The 26838-nt window shown below is 73.0% G+C and carries 28 protein-coding genes, 2 tRNA genes and 3 pseudogenes; 18 read left to right on the top strand and 15 right to left on the bottom strand.

The window, feature by feature from the left end; translation table 11 throughout:
* Window positions 1-9: 9 nt before the first annotated feature.
* The gene (locus tag J2X68_RS34860; RefSeq protein ID WP_310436608.1) at window positions 10-615 is read right to left on the bottom strand and encodes a GPP34 family phosphoprotein; all 606 of its coding nucleotides are present in this window, start codon (window positions 613-615) and stop codon (window positions 10-12) included.
* A 254-nt stretch (window positions 616-869) separates the two neighbouring features.
* On the opposite strand from J2X68_RS34860, the gene tdh reads away from it, so the two are divergent.
* The 7 genes from tdh (at window position 870) to J2X68_RS34825 (ending at window position 5872) form a co-directional block, all read left to right on the top strand.
* Window positions 870-1898 (top strand): L-threonine 3-dehydrogenase, encoded by a 1029-nt coding sequence (tdh, locus tag J2X68_RS34855; protein ID WP_310436607.1) that lies wholly within the window; start codon window positions 870-872, stop codon window positions 1896-1898.
* A gap of 38 nt (window positions 1899-1936) precedes the next feature.
* On the top strand, window positions 1937-3133 hold the full coding sequence (locus tag J2X68_RS34850; protein WP_310436606.1) for a glycine C-acetyltransferase: 1197 nt from the start codon (window positions 1937-1939) through the stop codon (window positions 3131-3133).
* 94 nt (window positions 3134-3227) lie between these two features.
* The gene (locus J2X68_RS34845) at window positions 3228-4130 is read left to right on the top strand and encodes a LysR family transcriptional regulator (RefSeq protein WP_310436605.1); all 903 of its coding nucleotides are present in this window, start codon (window positions 3228-3230) and stop codon (window positions 4128-4130) included.
* 55 nt (window positions 4131-4185) lie between these two features.
* Window positions 4186-4779: an XRE family transcriptional regulator gene (locus tag J2X68_RS34840; protein WP_310436604.1), complete on the top strand. Its 594-nt coding sequence runs from the start codon at window positions 4186-4188 to the stop codon at window positions 4777-4779.
* Window positions 4776-5297, top strand: a complete 522-nt coding sequence (locus J2X68_RS34835; protein WP_310436603.1) for a GNAT family N-acetyltransferase — start codon at window positions 4776-4778, stop codon at window positions 5295-5297. Before J2X68_RS34840 ends, J2X68_RS34835 begins: the two co-directional genes overlap by 4 nt.
* 30 nt (window positions 5298-5327) lie before the next feature.
* On the top strand, window positions 5328-5687 hold the full coding sequence (locus tag J2X68_RS34830; RefSeq protein WP_310436602.1) for an MmcQ/YjbR family DNA-binding protein: 360 nt from the start codon (window positions 5328-5330) through the stop codon (window positions 5685-5687).
* Window positions 5688-5795: 108 nt separating this feature from the next.
* Window positions 5796-5872: transfer RNA gene (locus J2X68_RS34825), tRNA-Pro, on the top strand.
* 126 nt (window positions 5873-5998) lie between these two features.
* On the opposite strand, the pseudogene J2X68_RS34820 reads toward J2X68_RS34825, so the two are convergent.
* From J2X68_RS34820 to J2X68_RS34795, 6 genes and pseudogenes are all read right to left on the bottom strand, one after another.
* Window positions 5999-6657: pseudogene (locus tag J2X68_RS34820) on the bottom strand (lipid II flippase MurJ); the annotation flags it as partial.
* A 55-nt stretch (window positions 6658-6712) separates the two neighbouring features.
* Window positions 6713-7138, bottom strand: coding sequence for a (2Fe-2S) ferredoxin domain-containing protein (locus J2X68_RS34815; RefSeq protein ID WP_310436601.1), 426 nt, complete (start codon window positions 7136-7138; stop codon window positions 6713-6715).
* 2 nt (window positions 7139-7140) lie between these two features.
* Window positions 7141-7680: an NUDIX hydrolase family protein gene (locus tag J2X68_RS34810; RefSeq protein WP_107095599.1), complete on the bottom strand. Its 540-nt coding sequence runs from the start codon at window positions 7678-7680 to the stop codon at window positions 7141-7143.
* Between the two features lie 15 nt (window positions 7681-7695).
* The gene (locus tag J2X68_RS34805; RefSeq protein WP_310436600.1) at window positions 7696-8841 is read right to left on the bottom strand and encodes an amidohydrolase family protein; all 1146 of its coding nucleotides are present in this window, start codon (window positions 8839-8841) and stop codon (window positions 7696-7698) included.
* 1 nt (window position 8842) lies between these two features.
* Complete coding sequence (locus J2X68_RS34800) at window positions 8843-10249, bottom strand: glutamine synthetase family protein (RefSeq protein ID WP_310436599.1); 1407 nt, start codon at window positions 10247-10249, stop codon at window positions 8843-8845.
* Between the two features lie 43 nt (window positions 10250-10292).
* A complete protein-coding gene (locus tag J2X68_RS34795) occupies window positions 10293-11135 on the bottom strand; it encodes an SAM-dependent methyltransferase (RefSeq protein ID WP_310436598.1) in 843 nt (280 codons plus the stop codon).
* 70 nt (window positions 11136-11205) lie between these two features.
* Between J2X68_RS34795 and J2X68_RS34790 the strand changes: the two genes are divergently transcribed.
* Together J2X68_RS34790 and J2X68_RS34785 are read left to right on the top strand one after the other, a co-directional pair.
* Window positions 11206-12060, top strand: coding sequence for a Cof-type HAD-IIB family hydrolase (locus J2X68_RS34790; RefSeq protein ID WP_310436597.1), 855 nt, complete (start codon window positions 11206-11208; stop codon window positions 12058-12060).
* 118 nt (window positions 12061-12178) lie between these two features.
* Window positions 12179-13423, top strand: a complete 1245-nt coding sequence (locus J2X68_RS34785; protein ID WP_310436596.1) for an amidohydrolase — start codon at window positions 12179-12181, stop codon at window positions 13421-13423.
* Between the two features lie 24 nt (window positions 13424-13447).
* Here the strand turns inward: J2X68_RS34785 and J2X68_RS34780 are convergent, their stop codons facing one another.
* From J2X68_RS34780 to J2X68_RS34765, 4 genes are read right to left on the bottom strand one after another with little or no spacing between them, the layout of a single operon-like run.
* Entirely contained in the window at window positions 13448-13780 is a 333-nt protein-coding gene (locus J2X68_RS34780) for a DUF3140 domain-containing protein (protein WP_310436595.1), read from the bottom strand.
* 26 nt (window positions 13781-13806) lie between these two features.
* A complete protein-coding gene (locus J2X68_RS34775; RefSeq protein WP_310436594.1) occupies window positions 13807-14289 on the bottom strand; it encodes a DNA starvation/stationary phase protection protein in 483 nt (160 codons plus the stop codon).
* Window positions 14286-14543, bottom strand: a complete 258-nt coding sequence (locus J2X68_RS34770; RefSeq protein ID WP_310436593.1) for a WhiB family transcriptional regulator — start codon at window positions 14541-14543, stop codon at window positions 14286-14288. Before J2X68_RS34770 ends, J2X68_RS34775 begins: the two co-directional genes overlap by 4 nt.
* A 55-nt stretch (window positions 14544-14598) precedes the next feature.
* Window positions 14599-15399, bottom strand: a complete 801-nt coding sequence (locus J2X68_RS34765; RefSeq protein ID WP_310436592.1) for an alpha/beta hydrolase — start codon at window positions 15397-15399, stop codon at window positions 14599-14601.
* 103 nt (window positions 15400-15502) lie between these two features.
* Here J2X68_RS34765 and J2X68_RS34760 point away from each other — a divergent pair, with 103 nt between their 5' ends.
* Complete coding sequence (locus J2X68_RS34760) at window positions 15503-16690, top strand: thiolase family protein (RefSeq protein ID WP_310436591.1); 1188 nt, start codon at window positions 15503-15505, stop codon at window positions 16688-16690.
* A 148-nt stretch (window positions 16691-16838) separates the two neighbouring features.
* Window positions 16839-17612, top strand: coding sequence for a sulfite exporter TauE/SafE family protein (locus tag J2X68_RS34755; RefSeq protein WP_310436590.1), 774 nt, complete (start codon window positions 16839-16841; stop codon window positions 17610-17612).
* A gap of 24 nt (window positions 17613-17636) precedes the next feature.
* Here the strand turns inward: J2X68_RS34755 and J2X68_RS34750 are convergent.
* From J2X68_RS34750 to J2X68_RS34740, 3 genes and pseudogenes are all read right to left on the bottom strand, one after another.
* Window positions 17637-18611, bottom strand: a pseudogene (locus tag J2X68_RS34750) (MFS transporter); the annotation flags it as partial.
* 51 nt (window positions 18612-18662) lie between these two features.
* Window positions 18663-19436 carry a precorrin-6A synthase (deacetylating) gene (gene cobF, locus J2X68_RS34745; RefSeq protein ID WP_310436589.1) on the bottom strand — a complete coding sequence of 258 codons (774 nt, stop codon included), beginning with the start codon at window positions 19434-19436 and terminating at the stop codon, window positions 18663-18665.
* Between the two features lie 42 nt (window positions 19437-19478).
* Complete coding sequence (locus tag J2X68_RS34740; RefSeq protein ID WP_310436588.1) at window positions 19479-20009, bottom strand: DUF309 domain-containing protein; 531 nt, start codon at window positions 20007-20009, stop codon at window positions 19479-19481.
* Between the two features lie 100 nt (window positions 20010-20109).
* On the opposite strand from J2X68_RS34740, the gene J2X68_RS34735 reads away from it, so the two are divergent.
* The 5 genes and pseudogenes from J2X68_RS34735 (at window position 20110) to J2X68_RS34715 (ending at window position 23357) form a co-directional block, all read left to right on the top strand.
* Window positions 20110-20186: transfer RNA gene (locus tag J2X68_RS34735), tRNA-Pro, on the top strand.
* Between the two features lie 198 nt (window positions 20187-20384).
* Window positions 20385-20486 (top strand): annotated as a pseudogene (locus J2X68_RS34730) (aldo/keto reductase); the annotation flags it as partial.
* Window positions 20487-20638: 152 nt separating this feature from the next.
* Complete coding sequence (locus J2X68_RS34725) at window positions 20639-21211, top strand: TetR/AcrR family transcriptional regulator (RefSeq protein ID WP_310436587.1); 573 nt, start codon at window positions 20639-20641, stop codon at window positions 21209-21211.
* 206 nt (window positions 21212-21417) lie between these two features.
* A complete protein-coding gene (locus tag J2X68_RS34720) occupies window positions 21418-22596 on the top strand; it encodes an acyl-CoA dehydrogenase family protein (protein WP_310436586.1) in 1179 nt (392 codons plus the stop codon).
* Between the two features lie 2 nt (window positions 22597-22598).
* Window positions 22599-23357 (top strand): SDR family NAD(P)-dependent oxidoreductase, encoded by a 759-nt coding sequence (locus J2X68_RS34715; protein WP_310436627.1) that lies wholly within the window; start codon window positions 22599-22601, stop codon window positions 23355-23357.
* 41 nt (window positions 23358-23398) lie between these two features.
* Here the strand turns inward: J2X68_RS34715 and J2X68_RS34710 are convergent, their stop codons facing one another.
* Window positions 23399-24184, bottom strand: coding sequence for a GntR family transcriptional regulator (locus J2X68_RS34710; protein ID WP_310436585.1), 786 nt, complete (start codon window positions 24182-24184; stop codon window positions 23399-23401).
* A gap of 556 nt (window positions 24185-24740) precedes the next feature.
* Between J2X68_RS34710 and J2X68_RS34705 the strand changes: the two genes are divergently transcribed.
* Together J2X68_RS34705 and J2X68_RS34700 are read left to right on the top strand one after the other, a co-directional pair.
* Window positions 24741-25760: a sugar ABC transporter substrate-binding protein gene (locus tag J2X68_RS34705; protein WP_310436584.1), complete on the top strand. Its 1020-nt coding sequence runs from the start codon at window positions 24741-24743 to the stop codon at window positions 25758-25760.
* The gene (locus J2X68_RS34700; RefSeq protein WP_310436583.1) at window positions 25760-26836 is read left to right on the top strand and encodes an ABC transporter permease; all 1077 of its coding nucleotides are present in this window, start codon (window positions 25760-25762) and stop codon (window positions 26834-26836) included. Before J2X68_RS34705 ends, J2X68_RS34700 begins: the two co-directional genes overlap by 1 nt.
* The last annotated feature ends 2 nt before the right edge of the window (window positions 26837-26838 follow it).

Below are 26838 nucleotides of genomic sequence, written 5' to 3'. Positions count from 1 at the left end.
GCACGCGGGTCAGGGGGCCCGCCAGATGTTGTCGAAGGCCGCGTCCTCGACGGACCGCCGCCGGCGTACGGCCTCCAGCTCCGTCACCGCGTCGCCGACCGACGCCAGGACCGTCACGACCGGTTCGCCCGGGAGGTCCTGGAAGCCGTCGGCGGGCTCCTCGCGCAGACCTGCGGCGGCGCCCAGCGCGGCGAGGACCGGCTCGTCCGCCGCCCAGCGTCCGGTGGCCTCGCGCCGGGCGGGCGAGTCGAGCGGCTCCGTCGCGGCGGACCGGAACGGCAGCCGGCCGTGGCGCGTCCGGCCGACCAGCCCGTCCGCCTCGAACCGGGCGGAGTAGGCGGCGGCCAGGCCGCTGCCGCGGCGCCACAGCCAGTCCTCGACCGACTCGTACGGCGTCGTCCGTACGAGTGACGCCGCGGCCTCGGCCAGGAGACGGTCGTCCGGTGCGGGCGCCGGGCCGGGCACGAGAAGGCCGCCGTCCACGGCGACCGCTCCGGACCCGACGAGGTCGATCACCTCGGCGCCCGCGAGGGCGAGCGACAGTTCGCCCTGCCCGACAGGGCGCACGGGCGCCACGTCCATCGCGACGAACATCAGGTCGCGTGCTGTGGTCATCGAAGCCTCCACGTCGGTCGGCCGGCCTTGTGACGGTTGCGGTCCAGGGTGGCACGCCCCACCGTGGTGTGCGGGAAGCCGGTCCGGACGAGCGGAGCCGCCCGTGTGAAGCGGAGCTGTGGCGGTGCTTAAGAAAAGCTCGATGGACCGGGCCGGGTGAAGTACGGCAGATTGCTGGGCGAATCCACATGTCGTCCCGGACGCGGGGCCCCTCGGGCTGCCCGCGACCGGGCCCTCACCACAGGAGCCGTAGCGTGAAGGCGCTGGTCAAGGAGCAGGCGGAGCCCGGACTGTGGCTCGCGGACGTCCCCGAGCCGGCCGTCGGGCCCGGCGATGTGCTGATCAGGGTGCTGCGCACCGGTATCTGCGGGACGGATCTGCACATCCGGTCCTGGGACGGCTGGGCGCAGCAGACGATCCGTACCCCGCTCGTGCTCGGGCACGAGTTCGTGGGCGAGGTCGTCGGCACCGGCCGCGACGTCGCCGACATCACGGTGGGGGACCGGGTCAGCGGTGAGGGGCACCTGGTCTGCGGCAAGTGCCGCAACTGTCTCGCCGGGCGCCGCCATCTGTGCCGGGCCACCGTCGGTCTCGGCGTCGGCCGGGACGGCGCCTTCGCGGAGTACGTCGCCCTGCCCGCGTCCAACGTGTGGGTGCACCGGGTGCCGGTGGACCTCGACGTGGCGGCGATCTTCGACCCGTTCGGCAACGCCGTGCACACCGCGCTTTCCTTCCCGCTCGTCGGCGAGGACGTCCTGATCACCGGCGCAGGACCGATCGGTCTGATGGCCGCCGCGGTCGCCCGGCACGCCGGCGCCCGCAACGTCGTCGTCACCGACGTCAGCGAGGAGCGGCTGGAGCTGGCCCGCAAGATCGGCGCGAGCCTCGCGCTGAACGTCTCGCAGGCGGCCATCGCCGACGGCCAGCGTGAGCTGGGGCTGCGCGAGGGCTTCGACATCGGCCTGGAGATGTCCGGCCGGCCCGAGGCGCTGCGCGACATGATCGCCAACATGACGCACGGCGGCCGGATCGCGATGCTGGGGCTGCCCGCCGAGGAGTTCCCCGTCGACTGGGCCCGGATCGTCACCTCGATGATCACGATCAAGGGCATCTACGGCCGCGAGATGTTCGAGACCTGGTACGCGATGTCCGTGCTGCTGGAGGGCGGCCTCGACCTCGCCCCCGTGATCACCGGCCGGTACGGGTACCGCGACTTCGAGGCGGCCTTCGCCGACGCGGCGAGCGGCCGCGGCGGCAAGGTCATCCTCGACTGGACCGCGTGAGCCGTCCGCATCCCTCCGTTTCCCTGAGGAGCTTTTCCATGTTCGACTCCGTGCGCGACGACCTGCGCGCCACCCTCGACGAGATCCGCGCCGCCGGTCTGCACAAGCCCGAGCGGGTCATCGGCAGCCCGCAGTCGGCGACGGTCGCCGTCACCGCGGGCGGCCGGCCGGGCGAGGTCCTCAACTTCTGCGCCAACAACTACCTCGGTCTCGCCGACCACCCCGAGGTCGTCGCCGCCGCCCACGAGGCCCTCGACCGCTGGGGCTACGGCATGGCGTCGGTGCGCTTCATCTGCGGTACGCAGGAGGTGCACAAGGAGCTGGAGGCGCGGCTGTCGGCCTTCCTCGGCCAGGAGGACACGATCCTGTACTCCTCCTGCTTCGACGCCAACGGCGGGGTCTTCGAGACGCTCCTCGGTCCCGAGGACGCGGTGATCTCCGACGCCCTCAACCATGCCTCGATCATCGACGGCATCCGGCTGTCCAAGGCCCGCAGGTTCCGCTACGCCAACCGTGATATGGCGGACCTGGAGCGGCAGTTGAAGGACGCCTCCGACGCGCGGCGCCGGCTGGTCGTCACCGACGGCGTCTTCTCCATGGACGGCTACGTGGCGCCCCTCGCCGAGATCTGCGACCTCGCCGAGCGCTACGACGCCATGGTCATGGTCGACGACTCGCACGCGGTCGGCTTCGTCGGCCCCGGCGGCCGCGGCACGCCCGAGCTGCACGGGGTGATGGACCGCGTCGACATCATCACCGGCACCCTGGGCAAGGCGCTGGGCGGCGCGTCCGGCGGCTATGTGGCCGCCCGGGCGGAGATCGTCGCCCTGCTCCGCCAGCGCTCCCGCCCGTACCTGTTCTCCAACACCCTCGCCCCGGTCATCGCCGCCGCCTCGCTGAAGGTCCTCGACCTGCTGGAGTCGGCCGACGACCTGCGGGTGCGGCTCGCCGAGAACACCGCCCTGTTCCGCCGCCGGATGACCGACGAGGGCTTCGACATCCTGCCCGGCGACCACGCCATCGCGCCCGTGATGATCGGCGACGCGGCGAAGGCGGGCCGGATGGCCGAACTGCTGCTGGAGCGCGGGGTGTACGTGATCGGCTTCTCCTACCCGGTGGTCCCGCAGGACCGGGCCCGCATCCGGGTCCAGCTGTCCGCCGCGCACTCGACGCGGGACGTCGACCGCGCCGTCGACGCCTTCGTCGCGGCGCGTGCCGAGCTGGAAGCCGCCTGAGCGAGAGCGCTCCGGGCCGGGCGGGAGCCCGGCCCGCCGGCGGGCCGGGCCGTGGGCGGTCCGAGCGGCCCGGACATATTGCGATAATCGATCCATGATCGAAGCGCGGCGGCTCCACATCCTTCGTGCGGTGGCCGACCACCGCACGGTGACCGCGGCTGCCGCCGCGCTGTACCTCACCCCCTCCGCCGTCTCCCAGCAGCTGACGGCGCTGGAGCAGGAGACCGGCCACCGGCTGGTCGAGCGGAGCGCCAAGGGCGTGCGGCTGACCCCGGCCGGGGAGATCCTGCTGACCCACACCCACGCGGTCCTGGCCCAGCTGGAGCGGGCCGAGGCGGAACTGGCCGCGTACAGCTCCGGAGCGGCCGGCACGGTCACGGTCGCCGCCTTCGCGACGGGGATCGCCCTGGTCGTGGCGCCCGCGGTGGCCCGGCTGGCCGGTACCGCCCCGGGGATCCGGATCCGCGTCCAGGACGCCGAGGGGGACGCCAGCCTGCCGATGGTCCTCGACCGGCTGGTGGATGTCGCCGTGGCCGTCGAGTACCGCGGGGCCCCGGCCGCCGACGATCCGCGGCTCGCGCACGTCCCGCTCTACGCCGAGCCCTTCGACGCGGTCGTCCCGGTCAGCCACCGTCTCGCCGACGCCCCCGAGGTCCCGCTCGCCGAACTGGCCAAGGATCCGTGGATCGGCCCCTACCCGGGCAACCCCTGCCATGACGTGGTCGTCCTGGCCTGCGAGAGCGCCGGCTTCGAGCCTCGTCTGGAGCACTCCTCGGACGACTTCCGCGCGGTGGTCGCGCTGGCCTCGGCCGACGCGGGCGTGGCGCTCGTCCCGCGGTCGGCGCTGCGCGGCATGGACCTCACGGGGGTGGTCGTACGGCCGGTCGACGGGGTGGCGCCGACCCGGAGGGTCTTCGCGGCCGTCCGCCGGGGAGCGGAGGGGCATCCGCTGATCCGCCCGGTGCTGGAGGCGCTGGAAGAGGCCGCACGGGTGTGAGCCCTGTGAGCGTTCTTTAACAGCGCCGTCTCATACCAGGGATAGCGTCCCGGATATGAGAATCGAGGCAGGAGCGGAGACGGCCGGGGCGCCGGACCCCGTCGACGTGCGGATCGCCGGGCGGCTGGCCGAGTTGCGGGCCGAACGCGGCTGGTCGCTGGGGGAGTTGGCGCAGCGCAGCGGGGTGAGCCGGTCGACCCTGTCGCGGGCCGAGCGGGCCGAGACCAGTCCGACCGCCGCGCTGCTCAACCGCCTCTGTCATGTCTACGGGCGGACCATGTCCCGGCTGCTCAGCGAGGTGGAGGCGGAGCCCGCGGCCCTGGTGCGCGCCGGTGAGCAGTCCGTCTGGGAGGACCGTGCCTCGGGGTTCGTACGGCGCTCCGTGTCGCCGCCGCACCCCGCGCTGCGCGGCGAGCTGGTCGAGGGCAGGCTCGCCGTGGGCGCGGACATCGCCTACGACCGGCCGCCCGTGGCGGGCCTCGAACAGCACGTCTGGGTGCTCGAGGGCGCCCTGGAGGTGACCGCCGGGGACACCGGGCACCACCTTGGCGCGGGGGACTGTCTGCGCCTGCGGGTGTGGGGCCCGACGCGCTTCCGGTGCACGGGCGACGCGGACGTGCGGTACGTGCTCGCGGTGGTGCTGCCATGACCGTGACCCGGCTCGACGCCCCCCGGCTGCGCGCCCGCGTGGCGGAGCTGGCCGACCTGCTGATCGACGCGGTCGACGACGGAGCCTCGCTCGGCTTCCTGGCCCCGCTGGAGCGCGCGTCCGCCGAACACTGGTGGCGCGAACGCGCGGCGGGCGTGACCGCCGGGCATCTCGCGGTCTGGGTGGCCGAGGACGGGGGCCGTGTCGTCGGCACCGTCGGCCTGGCCTTCCCCGACAAGCCCAACAGCCGCCACCGCGCCGAACTCGTCAAGCTGATGGTCCACCGGGACGCCCGCGGCAAGGGCCTCGGCCGCACCCTGCTGACCGCCGCCGAGGAGAGCGCCGTCGCGGCCGGCGTCACCCTGCTGCACCTGGACACCGAGACCGACAGCCCCGCCGAGCACCTGTACCGCACCGCCGGGTGGACCAGGGCCGGGGTGATCCCGGACTACGCGGCGAGCCCGGCCGGGGTCCTGCGGCCGACCACCCTGTACTACAAGCAGGTCGCCGTCGGGTGACTGTCAGTGGCAGCGGCTACGGTTCCCTGCATGCCGGACGCAGAAGACGTACGCCGTATCGCCCTGTCCCTGCCGGACACCACGGAGAAGATCTCCTGGAGCATGCCCACCTTCCGGGTCGCGGGGAAGATGTTCGCCACGCTGCCCGAGGAGGAGACCTCCCTCGCCGTGCGGTGCCCCAAGGAGGAGCGCGACGAACTGGTGCTCGCCGAGCCCGGGAAGTTCTGGATCGCCGACCACGAGGCCCAGTTCGCCTGGGTGCGGGCCCGTCTCGCCGCCCTGGAGGACGAGGACGAGCTGCGGGACATCCTCGCCGACTCCTGGCGCCAGGCGGCCCCGACGCGACTGCTGGAGGCGTACCCGGAACTGGGGGCGCCCCCGCGGGACTGACGGCGCCCGGCGGCCGGGGCGCGGGAAACGGGTGCGCGACCATCGACCCGAGTGCGGTATGGTTTCCATGCGTGTTCGGCCAGGGGAAACCCCAGGTCAGATGGGCAACGGGACGTGGCGCAGCTTGGTAGCGCACTTGACTGGGGGTCAAGGGGTCGCAGGTTCAAATCCTGTCGTCCCGACCAGCTTCATCGCAGGTCGGAAGGTCGTTTCCACGAGAGTGGAAGCGGCCTTCGTCGTTTTCCCCGGTGGGGCGCGGCGGGACGCGTGACGTGTCCGCGCCGTCCCGGGCGGCGAGCCGGCCGGGACGCTCACCGCGAGGGGCGAGCCCACGGGCGCCGCAGCCCGCGCAGCTCGTCGACCTTCGTCAGCCGGGCCAGAGCGAATACACCAGGACGAGGGTGAGGGAGCCGGCCGCCAGGGCGGTCGCGGTCGGCAGGGTGCCGCCGCCCAGCGCGGCCGCGCACGCGGCGTCCGCCGCCCGGCCCGCGACGGCGGCGAGGCCCGCCGCCAGCAGCTTGGTGTACGTGCGGCGCAGCGCGCCGTCGTCCAGGCGGCCGCCGGTCCGGCCGCGCAGCCGGCGCGCGGTGAGTGCCGGCCCCGCCGGGTAGGGCAGGGCGTAGGCCCCGGCCATGCCGGTCACCGCCCAGCGGTCCGGCAGCAGCGGCCGGCAGGCGGTGGCGAGGGCGATGTTCACCGCCGCGATCCACAGCGCCATGAAGAACGGCGTGCGGGTGTCCTCGAAGGCGTAGAAGCCGCGCGGGAGGAGGTACTGCGCGGAGAACGGGATCAGGCCGAGACCGAACGCCTGGAGCATGTGCCCGAGCGGCTGGGCGGAGGCCGCGTCGGCCGCGCCGTGCGCGAACAGCAGGGTGGCGATCCGCGGACCGAGGGCCAGGAACAGGAACGCGGCCGGGACGATCACGGCCCCGCTCACCCGCAGCCCGCGCGACAGGTCCGCGCGGTCAGGGGTGTCCGGCAGCCCCAACCACTTTGTAGATCAGAGCGGTTGGCGCGCACGAGGGTCATCTCCGGCTGCGTACCCGCTCGGCACGCGGCGGGCTGATGAACTGGAGCTCCAGCGTGACCGGCGGCGCCGCGATCCCCGGGCCGCCGGCCGCCGCCCAGGCCAGGATCTCGTCCGTGCAGTCGTCGTCCATGGCGAAGCCGACCCAGGTGGCGCGGCCGCCGGCCCGGCGTCCGTCCGCCGAGGGCTGGACGACGATCACGTTGGCCTGGTCGCAGGGGCCCAGGCAGTCCGTCGTACGGACCTCGAAGGCGCCGCCGGAGTTCGCGGCGGCCGCCCGCAGCAGCTCCAGCTGCCAGTCGTGGTCGTAGCCGGGGTGTTTGCCGGCGTCGCCGCAGCAGCAGCCCCTGCAGACCACGAGGGTGCAGGGACGGCTGCGGGCGGCGCCCACCAGGGCGCGACGGCCGGACGGCGCGGGTATCACGCTCAGGAGGCCGAGAGACCGACGTGGGCGAGGGCCTGCCGCAGCAGGAACCCGTGCCCGCCCGGCATCTCGCTCTGCACCGCGAGCGAGGCGGCCTCCTGCGGGCTGAACCACACCAGGTCCAGCGCGTCCTGGCGGGGACGGCAGTCGCCGGTCACCGGCACGATGTAGGCCAGCGACACCGCGTGCTGACGGGGGTCGTGGTACGGCGTGACGCCCTGCGTGGGGAAGTACTCGGCCACCGTGAACGGCTGGAGCGAGGTCGGCACCCGGGGCAGCGCCACCGGACCGAGGTCCTTCTCCAGGTGGCGCAACAGGGCGTCGCGGACGCGCTCGTGGTGCAGGACCCGGCCGGAGACCAGGGTGCGGCTGACCGTGCCTTCCGGTCCCATCCTCAGCAGCAGGCCGACGCTGGTGACTTCGCCGCTGTCGTCGACGCGCACGGGCACGGCCTCGACATACAGGATCGGCATACGGGCGCGTGCCATCTCGAGCTCGTCGGAGCTCAGCCAACCCGGCGTGGTTTCGGTCAAGTCAGACATTGCTTGATCATACTTTCAGTGTCCGTCGGGAAGCCGGTAGACCCGGCGGGCGTTGTCGGCTCCGGCCCAGCGCGCCAGGCGCAGCGCGTCGGGCAGGCTCAGTTCGTCGGCGTCCACCCGGTCCTGGAGCAGATCCCCCAGTCCCCTGCGGAACGCCAGCGCGCCGAGCCCGTAGAACTCCGCCACACCATAGGCGTCCGAGCTGTAGAGCAGTTTGCGGAACGGTGTGATCTCCAGCGCCTCCTCCAGGACCGCCCGCGCTCGTGGGGGACCCACATGATGCAGGGTGAGCCCCACATCCAGGTAGACCTGCTCGAACACCGCGGCCAGATAGGCGGCCTGCCGCTGGTAGGGCCAGCAGTGCAGCAGCATGACCGGGACGGCGCCCGCCGTCAGGTGCAGCCAGTCCGTGAGACGGCTGGGGTCCACCCGGTGCAGCCGGATGTCGTTGTCGCCGAAGCCGGTGTGCAGTTGCAGCGGGAGCCCCAGGTCGACGGCCGTCCACAGCAGATGCCGGACCAGCACCGGGTCCGTCAGCCGTCCGCCGCCCGCCGTCCAGCGCCGGGCGGCGCGGGTGACCTCGGCGTCCGTGGGCCGGGCCGGGTCGAGGTCGAAGCCGGTCCGGTAGGCGGCCACCGACTTGACCGCCACCACGCCCGGCCGCCGTACCGCGTCCAGGGCGGCCGCCCGGAACGCGTCGGCGTACCCGTCGGCCTCGACACCCCGCGTGACCACGGCCTCCGCGACGGACTCCAGCCGGACGACCTCGTGGGCGACGGCCGGCCGGCCGTCGCCGGCCGCCGCGGCGAGCTCGGCGGGCGTGGTGACGCGGTGCGGGGCGAAGCCGGTGTCGACGCAGAACACGCCGGTCCGGGCGGCGGCGAGGAAGCGCCGGTTCACCTCCCGCGGGCCCAGCTCGGCGCGCCGGGCCAGGTAGACGTCGGCCGGGGCGTGCCGCTCCAGGTCGAGCAGCGGCGCGCAGTGGCGGCGCACGGCCACCCCGGCGGGCGTGTCGAAGGCCGAGACGCCCGGCCACCGGTCGCCCTCGGTGAGCAGCGCCTCGAAGCCCGGCCCGTCCAGGGGGTCGAGGGTGACGCCGTGGCAGTGGTGGTCCACCAGCTCCAGCTCGGCCAGGGCCTCGTGGACCGGTCCGCCGGTCATGTCAGTACTTCCAGCGGTAGGCCGCGGCCACCCGCTCGTCGTCGAATCCGGCGACGGCGTCGATCTCGCCCTGCCGCACGGCGCTCACGGCGTCGGCGAGGACCGGGCCGAGCGCGGAGCGCAGCACCTCGTCCCCGCGGAACGCGGCGAGGGACTCGGCGAGCGAGGCCGGCAGCCGGCGCACGCCGCGGGCGGCGGCCTCCGCGGCGCCGAGCCGGGCCGGGTCCCCGGTGGTCTCCTCGGGCAGGACGGCGCCGGTCGCGAGCCCGGCCAGCCCGGCGGCGATCAGAGCGCCGAGGGCGAGGTACGGGTTGGCGGCCAGGTCGACCGGCTTGACCTCCAGGTTCGCCTGCTGCGCGCGACGGCCCGCCGTGCCGCGCACCAGACGCAGCGCGCACTCGCGGGTCTCCAGGCCCCAGGCGGTGAACACCCCGGCCCACTGGGACGGTTTGAGGCGCAGATGGCTCGCCGGGCTCGGCGCGGTCACCGCCGTGAGGGCCGGGAGCCGGGCCAGCACCCCGGCCGCGAACGCCTCCGCGTCGGCCGTCATGCCGTGCCGCCGCGCTCCGCCCGCGTGCAGGTTCGCGCCGTCCCGCCAGGCGGAGAGATGGACGTGCCCGCCGTTGCCGACGCCCTCCGCCACCGGGGCGGGGGAGAAGGACACCCGCAGGCCGTGACGCCGGGCCAGCGCGTGGATCGTCTGGCGGACGAGGACGCTGCGGTCGGCCGCCGCCACCGGGTCCAGCGCGCCCACGGAGATCTCGAACTGGCCGGGCGCGTACTCCGGATGGATCTGGTCGACGTCCACGCCCTGGGCCGCGCAGGCGGCCAGCAGTTCGGCGGTGTACTCGCTCAGCTCGATCTGCCGGGTCGCGCCGTACGCCGGTCCCGTGGCCGCCGGGACGAACTCGCCCGCGGGCGCCGAGTCCAGGCCGACCGCCCACTCGATCTCGATGGCCGCTTTGAAGGCCAGACCGTGCGCGCGGGCCGCGTCCGCGACGACGCGGCGCAGAAAGGTGCGGGAGCAGCCGGGGTGCCGTTCGCCGTCCTGGGTGACGCGGTCGACCGGCGCCCAGGCCCAGCCGGGCTGCCCGGCCAGGGCCACGAGCCGGTCGAGGTCCGGGTACAGCCGCAGATCGCCGTCCGGGGAGCCCAGCACGTCGGTCGCGACGATGTGGTCGTCGGCCAGGAACGTGTCGAAGACCGGCGACATCCCGACGCCCCAGGCCGCCGCCGACGCGAGCCCGGCCGCGGGGATCGTCTTCACCCGGCCGATCCCGGCGGTGTCGACGTAGGCCAGGACGATCCCGTGCACGCCTCTCGCGGACAGCTCGCCGGCGAGCGCCCCGGCCCGCTCGACCTCTCCGGGACGCCCGCCGGGGACGGGATCGGCAAGGGGGATGGTCATACGTCCTCCACGGTCGGTACGTCCGGTGCGCGCCGTACGTCCGTCAGGGTTTCACGGCCACCGCGCCGTACTGCGGCACCACCGCGAGGGATTCGGCCTCGCCGCGCCAGCGCGAGCAGGACACCAGGCCCGGCTCCAGCAGCTCCAGGCCCTCGAAGAACGCGGCGATCTCCTTGCCGCCGCGCGCGGTGATCGGCGGGGTGGCGTTCTCGTTCCAGAACTTCATCGCCGGGATCTGGCCCTCGCCGCCCACCTCGCTGTCGTGGGTGGGGTGCGTCAGGACGAGGAAGCTGCCGGAGGGGACGTCCGCCATGACCTTGCGGACGATGTCCCGGGCCGCGTCGAAGTCCAGGACGAAGTTCAGGATGCCCAGCATCATCACCGCGACCGGGCGGGTGAAGTCCAGGGTGCCCGCCGCCCGTTCGAGGATCCCGGCCGGGTCGTGCACATCGGCGTCGATGTAGTCGGTGACGCCCTCGGCGGTGCCGGTCAGCAGCGTGCGGGCGTGCGCCAGCACGATGGGGTCGTTGTCGACGTACACGATCCGCGACTCGGGCGCGACGCGCTGTGCGATCTCGTGGGTGTTGTCGGCCGTGGGCAGTCCGGTGCCGATGTCGAGGAACTGCCGCACCCCGCGCTCCTGCGCGAGGAACCGCACGGCCTGCCCCAGGAACCAGCGGTCCGCGCGCGCGATCTCCCGGATGAGCGGGAACATCCCGGCGACGTGCTCACCGACCCGCTGGTCGACCTCGTAGTTGTCCTTGCCGCCGATCCAGTAGTTCCACACCCGCGCGTTGTGCGCGACGCTGGTGTCCAGCCGTGCCGACCCGCTCACCCGACAGCCCCTTCTCACGTCCTGCCCGTGTCCCGGGCCTCCGTCCGCCATTGTGCCGCCGGATGATCACCGTTGTCCCCGGTAGGGTGAAAATCCGGTGATCCCGTACAGGAAGCAGGCCATGCCCTACTCGCACGCCCCCCGCCCGACCGCGACCGCGTCCCCGGCGGGTCCCGTCGACATCCGGCTGGTCGTCACCGACATGGACGGCACGCTGCTCGACGACGACAAGAAGATCCCCGAGGGACTGTGGGAGACGCTGGCGCGGCTGCGGGAGCGCGGGGTGCTGTTCAGCCCGGCGAGCGGGCGCCAGTACGCCACCCTGGCCGCCGAGTTCGCCGGGGTCGCCGACGGCATGGTGTTCATAGCGGAGAACGGCACCTACGTGGTCCGTGACGGGGAGGAGCTGAGCTCCGATCCGCTGGCGCCGGGCGTGGTCGCGCGGGTGAGGGAGGCCGTGCGCGGGCTCACCGCCGACGGCGTCGACGTGGGCGCCGTCGTCTGCGGGAAGCGGTCCGCCTACGTGGAGCGGGCCGACGAGGCGTTCCTGGCCGAGGTGGGCCGCTACTACGTGCGGCACCGGGTGGTCGAGGACGTCACCGCCGTCGACGACGACATCATCAAGATCGCCCTCTTCGACTTCGGGTCCGCCGAGAGGACCACGGCGCCGGCTCTCGCGCCCTTCGCGCGGACCCATCAGGTCGTCGTCTCCGGGGAGCACTGGGTCGACGTGATGAACCGCACCGCCAACAAGGGCGCCGCGCTGCGCGCGCTCCAGCGCGAGCTGGGCATCACCCCCGCGCAGACCATGGTCTTCGGCGACTATCTCAACGACCTGGAGATGCTGGACGCCGCCGACTGGTCGTTCGCCATGGCCAACGCGCATCCGGAGGTCGTCCGCCGGGCCCGCCACCTCGCGCCCTCCAACAACGACAACGGAGTGCTGCGCACCGTCACGCGCCTGCTGGACCTCTGACGCCGGCAAACGCCCCCGGCGCTCCTTCCCGGCCCACGGCGGCGGGCGGCGCCCGCCGGCACGGCCGGTCGCGCCCAGCGGCTGCGCCCGGCGGGTCCGCCCTCCTAGGCTGCCCCGTATGACCGAACCGGCCGTCGTCGCCCGCCTGACCCGCGAGATCACCTCGGGAATCGAACCCGGCGGACTGGCCGGGTTCTACCAGGACCTGCACCGCCATCCGGAGCTGTCGTTCCAGGAGCACCGCACCGCCGCGAAGCTGGCCCTGCGGTTGCGCGAGGCCGGGTACCGGGTGACGGAGGGCGTGGCCCGCACCGGCGTCGTGGGCGTGCTCGCGAACGGCGACGGGCCGGTGGTGTGGCTGCGCGGCGACATGGACGCGCTGCCGGTGCGGGAGGCGACCGGGCTGCCCTACGCCTCGACCGTCGACGGAGTGATGCACGCCTGCGGCCACGATCTGCACGTCACCTGGCTGGCGGCCGCCGCCGAGGCGCTCGCCGCCGCGCGCGAGACCTGGTCCGGGACGCTCGTCGTGGTCGGGCAGCCCGCGGAGGAGGCCGGGGGCGGCGCCGCGGCGATGGTCGCCGACGGGATCCACGTCCGCTTCCCGCGCCCGGACGTGCTGTTCGGCCAGCACGTGGCGCCGGGGCTCGCCGGGTTCTACCCGCACACCCCCGGCCTGACGCTGTCCGCCTCGGACGACGTCGACGTCGTCGTGCACGGTGTCGGCGGTCACGGTTCGCGGCCCGAGTCGACGGTCGACCCGGTCGTGACGGCCGCGTACATCGTGACCAGGCTCCAGACCGTGGTCGCGCGCGAGGTCGCGGCGACCGAGTCGGTGGTGCTGACCGTGGGGAGTTTCCACGCCGGTACGAGCGCCAACATCATCCCCGCCGAGGCCCGGCTCGCGCTGAACGTGCGCACCCGGGACACCCGGGCGCGCGAGCGGGTCCTCGCCGCGATCCGGCGGGTCGTCGAGGGGGAGTGCGCCGCCGCGGGGTGCCCGGCCGCGCCGGAGGTCACGGTCCACGCCGGCTGCCCGAACACCGTCAACGACGCCGCCCTGGACGGGGAGATCGCCGCGGTCCACCGCGAACTCTTCGGCGAGCAGACGGTGTTCGACTTCGGGCAGGCGCTGGGCAGCGAGGACTTCTCCCTGCTCGCGCCGCCGGGCGTGCCGTACGACTACTGGTACGTGACCTCGACCCCGGCCGCCGTGTGGGAGGCGGCCCCGGGGGAGGAGCCGCGGGAGAAGTTCGAGGGCGTGCCGGGGAACCACAGCCCGCTGTTCGCGCCGGACCCGGACGTGCTGGTGCCGGGAGTGCGCACGCTCGTGTCGGCGGCGCTCTCCCGGCTCACCGGCTGAGGCGCGGGCGGCCCGCGCGGGGGCTCAGGGCCTGAGCGGATCGTGGCCGATGGTCATCAGACGGCGGCGTCCGGCGGTGTCCTCGCCCTCGGGTCCGTTCTCCCGGCCTGCCTGCGCGTCGACCGTGTCCACGACCTCGTACATCACGCGGACGTCGTCGTCGGTCAGGTCGACGCGCCGTTTCTGGAGGATCGCCAGCACGTGCTCCCCGGTGGGCGTTCCCGTGTCGCCGGGCGGGGGCTCGGCTCGCTCGTCGGCGTCGCGCACCCGCAGCCAGGCGGCCAGCTCCTGCGAGGTCATGTTCACCACGCGGTGGAAGTCCTCCCACAGCGCGTCGAGTTCGAGTGCGTCGGTCATGACGGGTCCTCGGCTCCTTCCGCGGATCAGCTCTCGCGCGGCCAGTTCTCCGCCTCGAACATCCACCGCTGCTTCTCCAGCTCGGCGGTGATGCCGATGAGCAGGTCCTGCGTGACCGGATCCGCCTCCTCGGTCGCCGTGATCCGCTCCCGCAGCCGGGCGATGGCCGCTCCCAGCGTCTCCGCGATCACCTGGACGACGTCCTCGTCGCGCAGCCAGCCGTCCTTCGGGGAGGGCAGGGTGAACGCCGAGGCGATCGTCTCGGGGCGGCCGTCCGGCGGCAGGCCCAGCGCCGCGGCGCGCTCGGCGACCGTGTCGGCGTACGAGCGGGCGGTCGTGACCACCTCGTCGAGCTGGAGGTGGATCGAGCGGAACCGGGGCCCCACGATGTTCCAGTGCGCCTGCTTCCCGATCAGGGAGAGGCCCAGGAGGTCCACGAGGGTGTTCTGCAACGCGTCGAAGGTGACCTGGCGGGCCGGTTCGGGCAGCGGGCTCTTCACGACAGTCATACGGTGCTCCTTGTCGTCGCGTCGTGTCGGGGGGTACGGAGCAGCTCCGCGCGTTCGTCCTCGTCGGTCCCGCCCCATACGCCCGAGGCCCGTCCGATCGCGAACGCGAACGAAAGGCACTCGGTGCGCACCGTGCAGCGGGCGCAGACGCGCTTGGCCGCCTCGGTGTCGCGCAGGGCGGGTCCGCTCGTGCCCACGGGGAAGAACAGCTCAGGGTCCTCGCCCACACAGGCGGCACTGCGCAACCACTCCATGCAGGCGCGGGTGCCCCGGTCACACCACCGCAAACAGCCCCCTCTCCCGCACGTCTCAGGGAGTGAGCACTGCGTCCAGGAAACGCGTCACGTCCGCGAACACCTCGGCGCGGTTCGTCTCGTGGAAGACCTCGTGCCGGGCCCCCGGGTAGATCCGCTCGGTCCGCGCCCCGCCGCTGAGCCGTTCCACGCCGGTCCTGCTGCCGGGCAGCGGGACCAGCCGGTCGTCGTCGCCGTGCAGCCACAGCAGCGGCAGCGGGCCGATGTCACCGCCCTCGGCCACGGTCTCCAGGGTCCGGGCGAACGCCTCCAGCGTCGGCCGCTTCATCGGCCCGTGCCAGACCAGCTCGTCCGCCGCGTAGGCGGCGCCCACCGCGGGGTCGCGGGAGAGTGCGGCGGGCGAGACGGGCAGGTCGGGGATCTCCTCGTGCGCCAGCAGCCGGCCGGGCAGCTCCCAGCCGCCGATCACCGGGCCGGACAGCACGAGCGCGGCGAGGTCGGCGCCGTACCGCTGGGCGTACCGGGCCGCGATCAGGCCGCCCATGGAGTGCCCGATCACGACCAGGGGGAGGCCGGGGTGCGCGGCCCGGGCGAGCCGCGCCACGGCGTGCACATCGGTGACCACGTCCTCGAAGTCCTCGATCACCACGCGCTCGCCCGCCGATCTCCCGTGTCCCCTGTGGTCGGGGGCGAAAACGGCCGCGCCGTGTGCGGTGAGGACGCCGGCGAGCTCCTCGTAGCGGCCGGAGTGCTCGCCGTAGCCGTGCACCACGAGGGCGAGCAGGCGGGGCCGCGGAGTGCGCCACTCGCGTACGGCGACCGCGCCGCGGGTCCCGGTGAGGACGTGTTCGGTCATCGCTCCTCCAGCTGCGTCGGCGAGGGCCTCCGGGGATCTTCCCAGGGGGTCGGGCCGGGGTCTACAGTCGAAAAACTAGCAGTGCTCACCAAGGAGTCCTGACGTGCGCCCCGTCCACTTCGCGGCCGCCCGCCGCACCCCCGTCGGCAGACTGCGCGGAGCCCTGTCCTCCGTCCGGCCCGACGACCTCGCCGCCACCGTCGTCCGCGGCCTGGTCGCCGACGTGCCCGCGCTCGACCCGGCCCGTGTCGACGACGTCTACTGGGGCGCCGCCAACCAGGCGGGCGAGGACAACCGCAACGTCGCCCGGATGGCCGCCCTGCTCGCGGGCCTCCCGGAGACCGTGCCCGGCGCCACGGTGAACCGGCTGTGCGCCTCCGGGCTCGAAGCGGTGACGACGGCGGCCCGCGCGATCGCCGCGGGCGAGGCCGACATCGTGCTGGCCGGCGGCTCCGAGTCGATGAGCCGCGCCCCCTTCGTGCTGGCCCGCCCCGACGAGGCCCTCCCGCACCGCGTCGAGACCGTCGACACCCGGCTCGGCTGGCGCCTGGTCAACCCCGCCATGAAGGACCTGCACGGCCTGCTCGCCATGGGCGAGACCGCCGAGGAGGTCGCCACGCGGTACGGCATCACGCGCGAGCGGCAGGACGCGTTCGCCCTGCGCAGCCACCGGCGGGCGGCGCTGGCCCGCAAGGACGGCCACTTCGACGACGAACTCCTGCCCGTACGGCGCCCGGACGGCGTGGTCGTCGACGCCGACGAGGGCATCCGCGAGGACACCTCGCCGGAGAAGCTCGCGAAGCTCCGGCCCGTGTTCCGCGAGGGCGGGACGGTCACCGCGGGCAACGCCTCACCCATGAACGACGGCGCCGCCGGGCTCCTCCTCGTCAGCGAGGAGGTGCTCGAGGAACTGGGGCTGGAGTCCCTGGGCCGGTATGTCGCGGGCGGCTCCGCGGGCGTCCACCCCGACGTGATGGGCATCGGCCCGGTCCCCGCCACCCGCAAGGTGCTGGCCCGGGCCGGCTGGAGCGTCGGCGACGTCCAGGAGGCCGAGTTCAACGAGGCGTTCGCCGCCCAGGTGCTCGCCTGCGTCGACCAGCTCGGCGTCGACCCCGGCCTGGTCAACCCGAGCGGCGGTGCGATCGCCCTCGGCCACCCGCTCGGCGGCTCGGGCGCCCGCATCCTCACCACGCTCCTGCACCGCATGCGCCGCACCGGAGCGGAACGCGGACTGGCCACGATGTGCGTGGGCGTCGGACAGGGCAGCGCGGTCCTGGTGGAGAGGCGCTGACGCCACCGGCCGGGAGCACCGGGTGAGAGGCCGCCGGGCGGGGGCGCCCGGCCGGGAGGCCGCCGGGTGAGGGGCGACGGGCGGGAACGGCCACCTGGCGAGACGGCCTCCTGGCCGTCCGGTGGGTGTGCGTAGCATCGGTCTCCGCATGAACACGATGAACTTGTGGCACATCACCGGCTGGGAGTTCGCGGCGCTGGCCCTCGCGGCCCTGCTCGTCGGCTTCTCCAAGACGGCCGTCAGCGGGGCCAACACGGTCAGTCTCGCGATCTTCGCGGCGATCCTGCCCGCCCGCGCCTCCACGGGCGTCCTGCTGCCGATCCTGATCGCCGGTGACGTCCTCGCCGTCCTCACCTACCGCCGGCACGCCCACTGGCCCACGCTGTGGCGGCTGTTCCCGGCGGTCGCGGCCGGCGTGGTCTTCGGGACGGTGTTCCTGGTGTGGGCCGACGACGCGACGGTGCGCACCTCGATCGGCGCGATCCTGCTGCTGATGGCCGGCGTCACGGTGTGGCGGCGGCGCACGGCCGACGCGGGCGACGAACCCGACGCCGTGGTCACCCGGTCCGGCCGGTTCAAGGCCCGCTCCTACGGCGTCCTCGGCGGCTTCACCACCATGGTCGCCAACGCCGGCGGCCCGGTGATGTCGATGTACCTGCTCTCGGCCGGCTTCCGCAAGCTCGGCTTCCTCGGGACCTCGGCCTTCTTCTTCCTCATCGTCAACGTCTCGAAGGTGCCGTTCAGCGCCGGCCTCGGACTCATCGACGGTCCCTCGCTCCTCCTGGACGCGGCGCTCGTCGCGTTCGTCGTCCCCGGCGCGCTGCTCGGCAGGTGGGCCGTGCCGCGCATCGACCAGCGGCTCTTCGAACGGCTGGTGATCGCGGCGACCGTGGTGGGCGGCCTCCAGCTCCTGCTGCGCTAGCCGCACGGCCGGGGCAGCCGGTCCTCAGGGCGCCGCGACGGCCGCGGGCTCCGGCTCCGGACGGTGCCGGGGCAGGCCCTCGTTGAGGTCCTCGACCAGGAGCCGCTTGGCGATGGCGTCCACCGCCGCCCGCAGGTCGCCGCCCGCCGGACGGCCGATGTCCTGCGCCACCCGCTCCTCCAGCCACTCGCCCCAGGCGTGGGTGATCACCCCGGCCTCGCGCGTGCCCGCCTCCGTGTGCGACAGCAGGGAACCGTGGCGGGTCAGGTAGCCCTCGTCCACCATGCGGTCGAACACCGGCAGCAGCACCTCCGGCGGCAGACGCCTGCGGGCGGCGACGAGTCCGAGACTCGCGTGCCCGACCATCCGCTGGAACAGCTCGACCTGCATCACCGCCCAGGCCCCGGCCACGTCGAGACGGGTGTCGGAGCCCTCGACGATCCGGCGCGCGGTGTCCGCGTCCGTCCCGCCGATGATCTTCGCGACGGACGCCTCCAGCACCCGCCGGGAGTCCGCGCCGGACGGCCGGCCGAACCCGTCGCCCATGTCGGTGGAGCTCATCCGGGCGCTGTCGCGCAGCTCGACCTGTTTCAGGAACAGGGCGACGACGAAACCGACGGCCGCGACCGGCACCGTCCACAGGAACACCGTCCGGAGGGTGTCCGCGTAGGCGTGGACGATCGGGTCGGCGACGGCCCCGGGCAGCCGGTGCAGGCCCTCCGGGCTGGTCGCCGCCCGGGTGATGGTCGCCGTGTCGACGCTGCCCGCCGCCGCCTGCGTGGCGGCCCCGATGCCCTCCTCCAGGTTCGGGGTGAGGGAGTTCGTGTAGAGGGTGCCGAAGACGGCCGTTCCGAACGAGCTGCCCAGCGTGCGGAAGAAGGTGACGCCGGAGGTGGCGGTGCCCAGGTCGGCGTACTCGACGGTGTTCTGCACGGCGATCGTGAGCACCTGCATGCACAGGCCGATCCCGGTGCCGAGCACGAACATGTACAGCGACTCCTCACACCGGCGCCCCCGCCCCGCACGCGGGGACGGGCCGCCCGGGCGGGGCTACACGTCCCCCGGGTTGCGGCGCAGCAGATAGGTGTCCATGATCCAGCCCTTGCGCTCGCGCGCCTCGGCGCGCAGCCGCTCGATGCGGGGGCCGGCCTCGGCGATCGGACCGGAGACGAGGATCTCGTCCGGGGTCCCGATGTAGGCGCCCCAGTAGATGTCGACGTCCTCCTCGGCGTACTTCCGGAAGGCCTGGTGCGCGTCCAGCATCACCACCACGTCGTCCACCCCCTCCGGGAAGCCCTCGGCGAGCCGGCGGCCCGTCGTGATCTGCACCGGCCGCGCGACCCGGTTCAGGCCCGTGCGGTGCCGGGCGACGAGCGCCGACACGCTGCTGATGCCGGGCACGACGTCGTACTCGAACGTCACCGCGCCCCGGGCCAGGACCTCCTGGAGGATGGCCAGCGTGCTGTCGTAGAGCGCCGGGTCGCCCCAGACCAGGAACGCGCCGCTCTGGTCCTCGCCGAGTTCCTCGGCGATGAGCCGCTCATAGATCCCGGCGCGGGCACTGCGCCAGTCGCCGACGGCGGGGGAGTAGGCCGCGCCGCCGGCCCTGCGGTCCCGCTCCGGGTCCCGGGCCTCGACCACCCGGTAGCCGCCGTCCGGCAGATGCGTGTCGAGCATGTCGTGGCGCAACCGCGTCAGGTCGCTCTTCACCTCGCCCTTGTCCAGGACGAAGAACACGTCCGTGCCGCGCAGCGCCCGGACCCCCTGGAGGGTCAGCTGGTCGGGGTCGCCCGCACCGATACCGATGACATGAATCTTTCGCACGCCACGAGTCTGCCGTACGTCACCGGCCGGGACCGGGCCGGGTCAGCGCAGCCGGGGCGCCCGGGCCCGCGCGTCCACGGGGGAGCCGGTCCGCTCGACCGTGTCCGCCAGCTCCCGCGCCCAGTCGGCCAGCCCGGCGAGATCCATGCCGTACGGCCGGTCCTGCCCCGTGTCGGCCGCCCACTCCCGCACCGCCCCGGCCCCGCGCCGCAGCAGCCGTGCCCCGCCCGTGAGGTTGCCCCGGGCGGCGTGCGTCAGACCCACCGCGAGCTGCGCGAGCCCGCGCCACAGGGTGCGCTCCGACCCGGGGCCCGCCTTCCAGGCGTCCTCGAAGACCTCGTGCGCGTGGAACGGCTTCCCGGCGTCCAGCAGGGCCTGCGCCTCGGCGAGAGTCGCCTCCGGGGTGCGGACCACCCCCTCGGGCTGCCGCTCGACGCCGGGCGTGCCGTACGGCAGGGGCCGACCGAGTCCGTCCCGCGGCCGGGCGCTGCGTGCCCGCCCCTCGCCGTCCCGGTCCCGGGGACCGGCGGGCCGGCCGCCGCCCGTACCTCCTGCGCTCTCCGAACGATCCATACGGCGATTGTCCCGCGCCCGGGCCCTCTACGGCGCACGGCCCGGTGTGGGGTAAAGTGCTGTTCGCGCGATCACACGGCGAACACCGTGCGAAGCGCACCGGGACGTGGCGCAGCTTGGTAGCGCACTTGACTGGGGGTCAAGGGGTCGCAGGTTCAAATCCTGTCGTCCCGACCAGCTTCACGGCAGGTCGGAAGCCGCTTTCTCGTCATCGAGAGGGCGGCTTCGGTGCGTCCGGGGCCCCTCGCGGGTGCGGTCGGCCGACCGCGCGGTCGCCGGAAAAGCCTTGCCCCCGACCGCACTTCAAGCGCAGGACTCCCGACCGGGCCGGAGAACACCGGCCGGACGGAAGGATCCAGCAGGACGTACCGCACCCTGGACACCGCCCCGGCCACCCGGCGCGAGGTCGGTGTGCTCGCCCTCGGGGCGATGCCGTTCGGGTCGGTGACGGACGAGGAGACGTCCTTCGCGATCCTCGTGGCGCAACAGGAGGAGAACCTGGCGCCGTAGACCTGGAACCGACCGCGGACCGGGCTCCCGGCCGGACGCCGCGCACCGGCGACCGGGTGCCGGCCGCGGCGCCCGCGGGGGGACAACCCGGGGGTAACCGGGGAGGCTACGCTGGGATCATGCCGCCCAACCGCCGTACCGCCAGACAGGCCGACCTGCTGGAACGCCTCGTCGCGCTGCTGACGGCGGAGGGGTTCTCTGACCTCACCCTGGACGACCTCGCCGAGCGGCTGCGCTGTTCCAAGACGACCCTGTACCAACTCGCCCGCAGCAAGCAGGGGCTGGTCGTGGAGGCGGTCAAGCACTACTTCCGGGGGGCCACCGAGGCGGTCGAGAAGCGGGTGGCGCAGACCGTCGACCCCTCGGACCGGGTCCGCGCGTACCTGACCGCCGTGGCCGAACAGCTGCGCCCGCTCTCGCGCCGGTTCCTCGACGACGTGGCGGACTTCCCGCCCGCCCGCGAGGTGTACGAGGCCAACACGCGGATGGCCGCGGAGCGGGTGCGCCGGCTGATCGCCGAGGGCGTCTCGGACGGCGCCTTCCGCGAGGTGCACACCGCGTTCGTCGGCGAGGTCGCCGCCGCGACCATGCGCCAGATCCAGCAGGGCGAGCTCAAGAGCCGCACCGGGCTGACCGACGCGGAGGCGTACGAACAGCTCGCCTCGCTGATCGTGCACGCCGTCTCCTCCTGACGCGGCACTCTCCGGCCTCTGCCCGCGCCTCCCCGCCGCGGGGCTTCCCGGCGTCCGCCGGACGCGGCCGCCTCCGTCCGGCGCGGACACTTTCCGACCGTGGCCGGATGCCACGCGGCGTCCCGGTGCCGTACTGTGAATGATACGTTCGTACGCACTCCAGTATCACTTCCAGTACTCACCGGTACTCCTACGTGGAGGTCACCATGCCTGCCACCCGTGCCCTGCCGACCGAGGAAGCCGTCGAGCTCATCCAGCTCACGCGCACCCTCGCCGCCAAGGAACTCGCACCCCGGGTCGCCGACGCGGAGGCGGACGGGGCGTTCCCCCGGGACGTCTTCCGTACCCTCGGACGCAGCGGGCTGCTCGGGTTGCCCTTCGCCGAGGAGGACGGTGGGGCGGACCAGCCCTACGGGGTCTACCTCCAGGTGCTGGAGGAGGTCGCCGCGGTCTGGTCCAGCGTCGCCGTGGGCATCTCCGTGCACGCCCTGTCCTGCTTCCCGCTGGCCCGCTTCGGCACCGGGGAGCAGCGGCGCAGGTGGCTGCCGGACATGCTGGGCGGCGAGCTGCTCGGCGCGTACTGTCTGTCCGAGCCGCACGCCGGCTCCGACCCGGCGGCCATGCTCACCCGCGCGGTCCGCGACGGCGACCACTATGTCCTCAACGGCACCAAGGCCTGGACCACGCACGGCGGTTACGCCGACTTCTACACGGTCATGGCCCGCACCTCCGACGACCGCGCGCACGGCATCTCCTGCTTCCTGGTCCCGGCCGGCACCCCGGGGCTCAGCGCCGACCCGCCGGAGCGGAAGATGGGCCTGACGGGCTCGGCGACCGCGACCATGCGGCTGGAGGACGTCCGGGTGCCCGTCGAGCGCCGGATCGGGCAGGAGGGGCAGGGGCTGAAGATCGCGCTCGCCTCGCTCGACTGCGGCCGGCTGGGCATCTCGGCCGTGGCCACCGGCCTTGCCCAGGGTGCCCTCGACCACGCGGTGCGCTACGCGCGGGAGCGGGAGACCTTCGGCAAGCCGATCATCGAGCACCAGGGGCTGGCGTTCGTGCTCGCCGACATGGGGGCCGCGATCGAGTCGGCACGGGCCACCGCACTGTCCGCCGCCCGGTTGAAGGATCTCGGCCTGCCCTTCACACGGGAGGCCTCGATCGCCAAACTCGTGGCCACGGACAACGCCATGAAGGTGACCACGGACGCCGTGCAGGTCCTCGGGGGGTACGGGTACACCCGCGACTTCCCCGTGGAGCGCTTCATGCGCGAGGCCAAGGTCATGCAGATCTTCGAAGGAACCAACCAGATCCAGCGCATGATCATCTCGCGTGCGCTGGACCGTGACGAGGGCGGTGTGCTCACCGTCCTCGGCAAGGAGTGATGATGCAGCTCGAGAACACCGCCGCCCTTGTCACCGGCGGTGCGTCCGGCCTCGGCGCGGCCACCGCGAAGGCCCTCGCCGAGGGCGGCGCCCGGGTCTTCGCCCTCGACCTCAAGGACGGCATCGACAAGGCGCCCGAGGTGCCCGGCGTGACCTACGTTGCCGCCGACGTCACCGATCCCGAGCAGGTCGGCGCCGCCGTCGCCACCGCCGCGGGCTCCGGTGTCCCGCTGCGCACGGTCGTCAACTGCGCCGGCATCGGCCCGTCCGCGCGGATCCTCGGCAAGAGGGGCGTCCACGACCTCGGCCTGTACGCCAAGGTGATCCAGATCAACCTGATCGGCACCTTCAACGTGCTCGCGCTCGCCTCGGAGGCCATCGCCGCGACCGAGGCCGACGAGAACGGCCAGCGGGGCGTCATCGTCAACACCGCCTCGATCGCCGCGTACGACGGGCAGATCGGCCAGGCCGCCTACGCGTCCTCCAAGGGCGGTGTCGTCGGCCTGACCCTGCCCGCCGCCCGCGACCTCGCGCAGTACGGGATCCGGGTGTGCACCATCGCCCCGGGCATCGTGGAGACGCCGATGCTGGCGACCGTGTCGGAGGAGTTCCGCGCCGGGCTCGCCGAGGGCGTGCCCTTCCCGCGCCGCCTGGCCCGGCCCGAGGAGTACGCCCGGCTGGCCCTGGCGATCGTCGACCACGACTACCTCAACGGCGAGACGATCCGCATGGACGGCGCGCTGCGGATGGCCCCGAGGTAGGTTCCCGCAAGTCCCCGGCGCTCAGGGCCTGAGCGCCGGTCTCAGGGTCTGACCAGCAGCTGGAAGTCGAACGCGTACCGGGACGCACGGTAGATGTGCGTCCCGTACTCGACCGGCCGGCCGGTGTCGTCGTACGCCGTGCGCTGCATGGTCAGCAGGGCCGCCCCCTCCTTCTCGGAGAGCAGGCCGGCCTCCTCGGCGGTGGCCGAGCGGGCGCCGATGGTCTGGCGGGCGCTGTGCAGGGTGATGCCCGCCGCACGCATCAGCCGGTACAGGCCGGTCGACTCCAGGCGTTCCGTCTCGAGGTCCAGGAGGGCCGGGGGCAGATGGTTGCACAGGAACGCCACCGGCTGTCCGTGCGTGGCGCGCAGCCGCTCCAGAAGGGTGACCTCGCTGCCCTCCGGGACGCCGAGCGCGGCGGCCACGTCGGCGGTCGCCGGCACGTGCTCGTTGCGTACGACATGGGTGGTGGGTCCCTGCCCGGCCGCCTCCAGGTCGTCGTAGAGGCTGCTCAGCTCCAGCGGCCGTTTCACCTGGCTGTGCACGACCTGGGTGCCCACGCCCCGCCGTCGCACCAGGAGCCCCTTGTCGACCAGGGACTGGATGGCCTGGCGGACCGTCGGGCGGGACAGGCCGAGACGGGTCGACAGGTCGATCTCGTTGCCGAGCAGGTTGCCCGGGGCGAGCGCCCCCTGCTCGATCGCCGCCTCCAACTGCTGGGCGAGCTGGTAGTAGAGCGGCACGGGGCTGGTGCGGTCCAGGGCGAAGTGCAGCAGGTCGAGCGCGGAGCCGGGCACGGCACGGGATCGGTCGCCGGTCCTCGCCATCGGGGCACCTCCTCGGGTCGGTGGGGTCGTGGGGCCGGTGGGGCCGGGTGCTGCGATCGGGCCGGGCGGCGGCTGGGGGGCGGGCGGGCCGGATCAGCCGGATCGCGGGGTCAACTCCCTCCGGACGAGGGGGACACGGGCATGTGCGAACGTCTCCGTGCGGGTGAGGGGTACGTCCGGTCGCAAGGGGTAGAGATCGATCCCGGTACGACCATCGTGATCACGTCCCGCGGCTGGGCCCACTCGGCCATGTGCGACGCTCCTCACGGTGATCGGAGCCTGGCGTCTCCCAGGTGTAGGTCCAGGGGGCCCGCACTGTCAAGAGTTTGTACTTACATTCGGACCTGCTTGTGAAATGATGTCTTAACAAAGTATTGACAGTGAGCTCGCCAAGGGATTGGATCCGGCATCAGCAGCGCAGGCCGGGTCCGAGACACCTGAACAGTCGCGGACCCGGCCCCATGGCCCCAATCTGAGGAGAAACGGGCCCCGGATCCTCGCGATCGCCTTCCCTTTTCCCGTCGTTTTCTCCGTCGCACAGTGAGGTGCAGGAAAGATGGACAGCTCTTCTCCCTCCCGCTCGAGCAGAATCGCCCCCGTCGTGGCCATGGCCGCGGTGGTGGCCCTGACCCTCGCAGGCTGCTCCAGCAGCTCCGGCGGCAAGAAGTCCGAAGAGAGCGCGGACGGCGCTTCCGCGGGCAAGGCGAGCACCCCGCAGATGACGGTCGCCCTGGTCACCCACCAGTCGCCCGGCGACACCTTCTGGGACATCGTGCGCAAGGGCGCCGAGGCCGCCGCGGCCAAGGACAACGTCAAACTGGTCTACTCCGCCGACCCCAACGCCGGGAACCAGGCCAACCTGATCCAGAACGCGATCGACCAGAAGGTCGACGGGATCGCGGTCACCCTCGCCAAGCCCGACGCGCTGAAGGACGTCATCGCCAAGGCGAAGACCGCGAAGATACCCGTGGTCGGTCTCAACTCCGGTGTCAGCGAGTGGAAGAACCTCGGCCTGATGGAGTTCTTCGGCCAGGACGAGACCGTGGCCGGCGAGGCGCTCGGCAACCGGCTCAACTCCGAGGGCGCCAAGAAGGCCGTCTGTGTCATCCAGGAACAGGGCAACATCGGCCTCACCCAGCGCTGCGCCGGTGTGAAGAAGACGTTCTCGGGGACGACGGAGACCCTGTACGTCAACGGCACCGACATGCCGTCCGTGAAGTCGACGATCACCGCCAAGCTGAGCCAGGACAAGGCCATCGACTACGTGGTCACCCTCGGCGCCCCGTTCGCGCTGACGGCGGTGCAGTCGAAGGCCGACGCGGGCAGCAAGGCCAAGATCGCCACCTTCGACCTCAACAAGGACCTGACGAGCGCCATCGACAAGGGCACGATCGAGTTCGCCGTCGACCAGCAGCCCTACCTCCAGGGCTACCTGGCGATCGACTCGCTGTGGCTCTACAAGAACAACGGCAACTACATGGGCGGCGGCGAGCAGCCGGTGCTGACCGGTCCGGCCTTCGTGGACAAGACCAACGTCGAAGCGGTCGCCTCGTTCGCCGCGAAGGGCACCCGGTGATGAGCATGACCCATCCTGCCGAGCCGGCGGTGAGCACACCGCCGGCCCCCGGCCGCAAGGAGAGCGACGGCCGGACCAAGCAACGTCCCGTGGCTGTGCGCCTGCTGGCCCGTCCCGAGGTGGGTGTCTTCCTCGGCGCGGTCGCGGTGTACGTGTTCTTCCTGATCACGGCGCCGCCGGTGCGTGACGGCAGCGCGATGGCGAACATCCTGTACCAGTCGTCGACGATCGGGATCATGGCGCTGCCGGTGGCCCTGCTCATGATCGGCGGCGAGTTCGACCTGTCCGCCGGTGTCGCCGTGATCACGTCGGCGCTGACCGCGTCCATGCTCAGCTATCAGCTGACCATGAACGTGTGGGTCGGTGTGGTGGTGGCGCTGGCGGTGTCGCTGGGGATCGGGTTCCTCAACGGCTGGATGGTGGTGAGGACCGGGCTGCCGAGTTTCCTGATCACTTTGGGCACGTTCCTGATCCTGCAGGGCGTGAACCTGGCGGTGACGAAGCTGGTCACCACCAATGTGGCCACCGACGACATCAGCGACATGGACGGTTTCGGCCAGGCGAAGAAGATCTTCGCGTCGTCGTTCGACGTCGGCGGCGTGCAGGTGAAGATCACCATTGTGTACTGGCTGGTCTTCGCGGCGATCGCGACCTGGGTGCTGCTGCGGACCCGGTACGGCAACTGGATCTTCGCGGTGGGCGGCAACAAGGAGTCCGCGCGGGCGGTCGGTGTGCCGGTGACGTTCACCAAGATCTCGCTGTTCATGCTGGTCGGTTTCGGGGCCTGGTTCGTCGGGATGCACCAGCTGTTCACGTTCAACACGGTGCAGTCCGGCGAGGGCGTGGGCCAGGAGCTGATCTACATCTCCGCGGCCGTCATCGGCGGCTGTCTGCTGACCGGCGGCGCCGGCAGCGCGATCGGCCCGGTCTTCGGGGCGTTCATGTTCGGCATGGTGCAGCAGGGCATCGTCTACGCCGGCTGGAACCCCGACTGGTTCAAGGCCTTCCTCGGCGTCATGCTCCTGGGCGCCGTCCTGATCAATCTGTGGGTCCAGCGCACGGCCACCCGGAGGTGACC

This window comes from Streptomyces sp. 3330, from assembly GCF_031456635.1.
Classification (GTDB): Bacteria; Actinomycetota; Actinomycetes; order Streptomycetales; family Streptomycetaceae; genus Streptomyces.
Note: the sequence above shows the minus strand (reverse complement) of the source record. Positions and strands in the feature narration are given on the sequence as shown.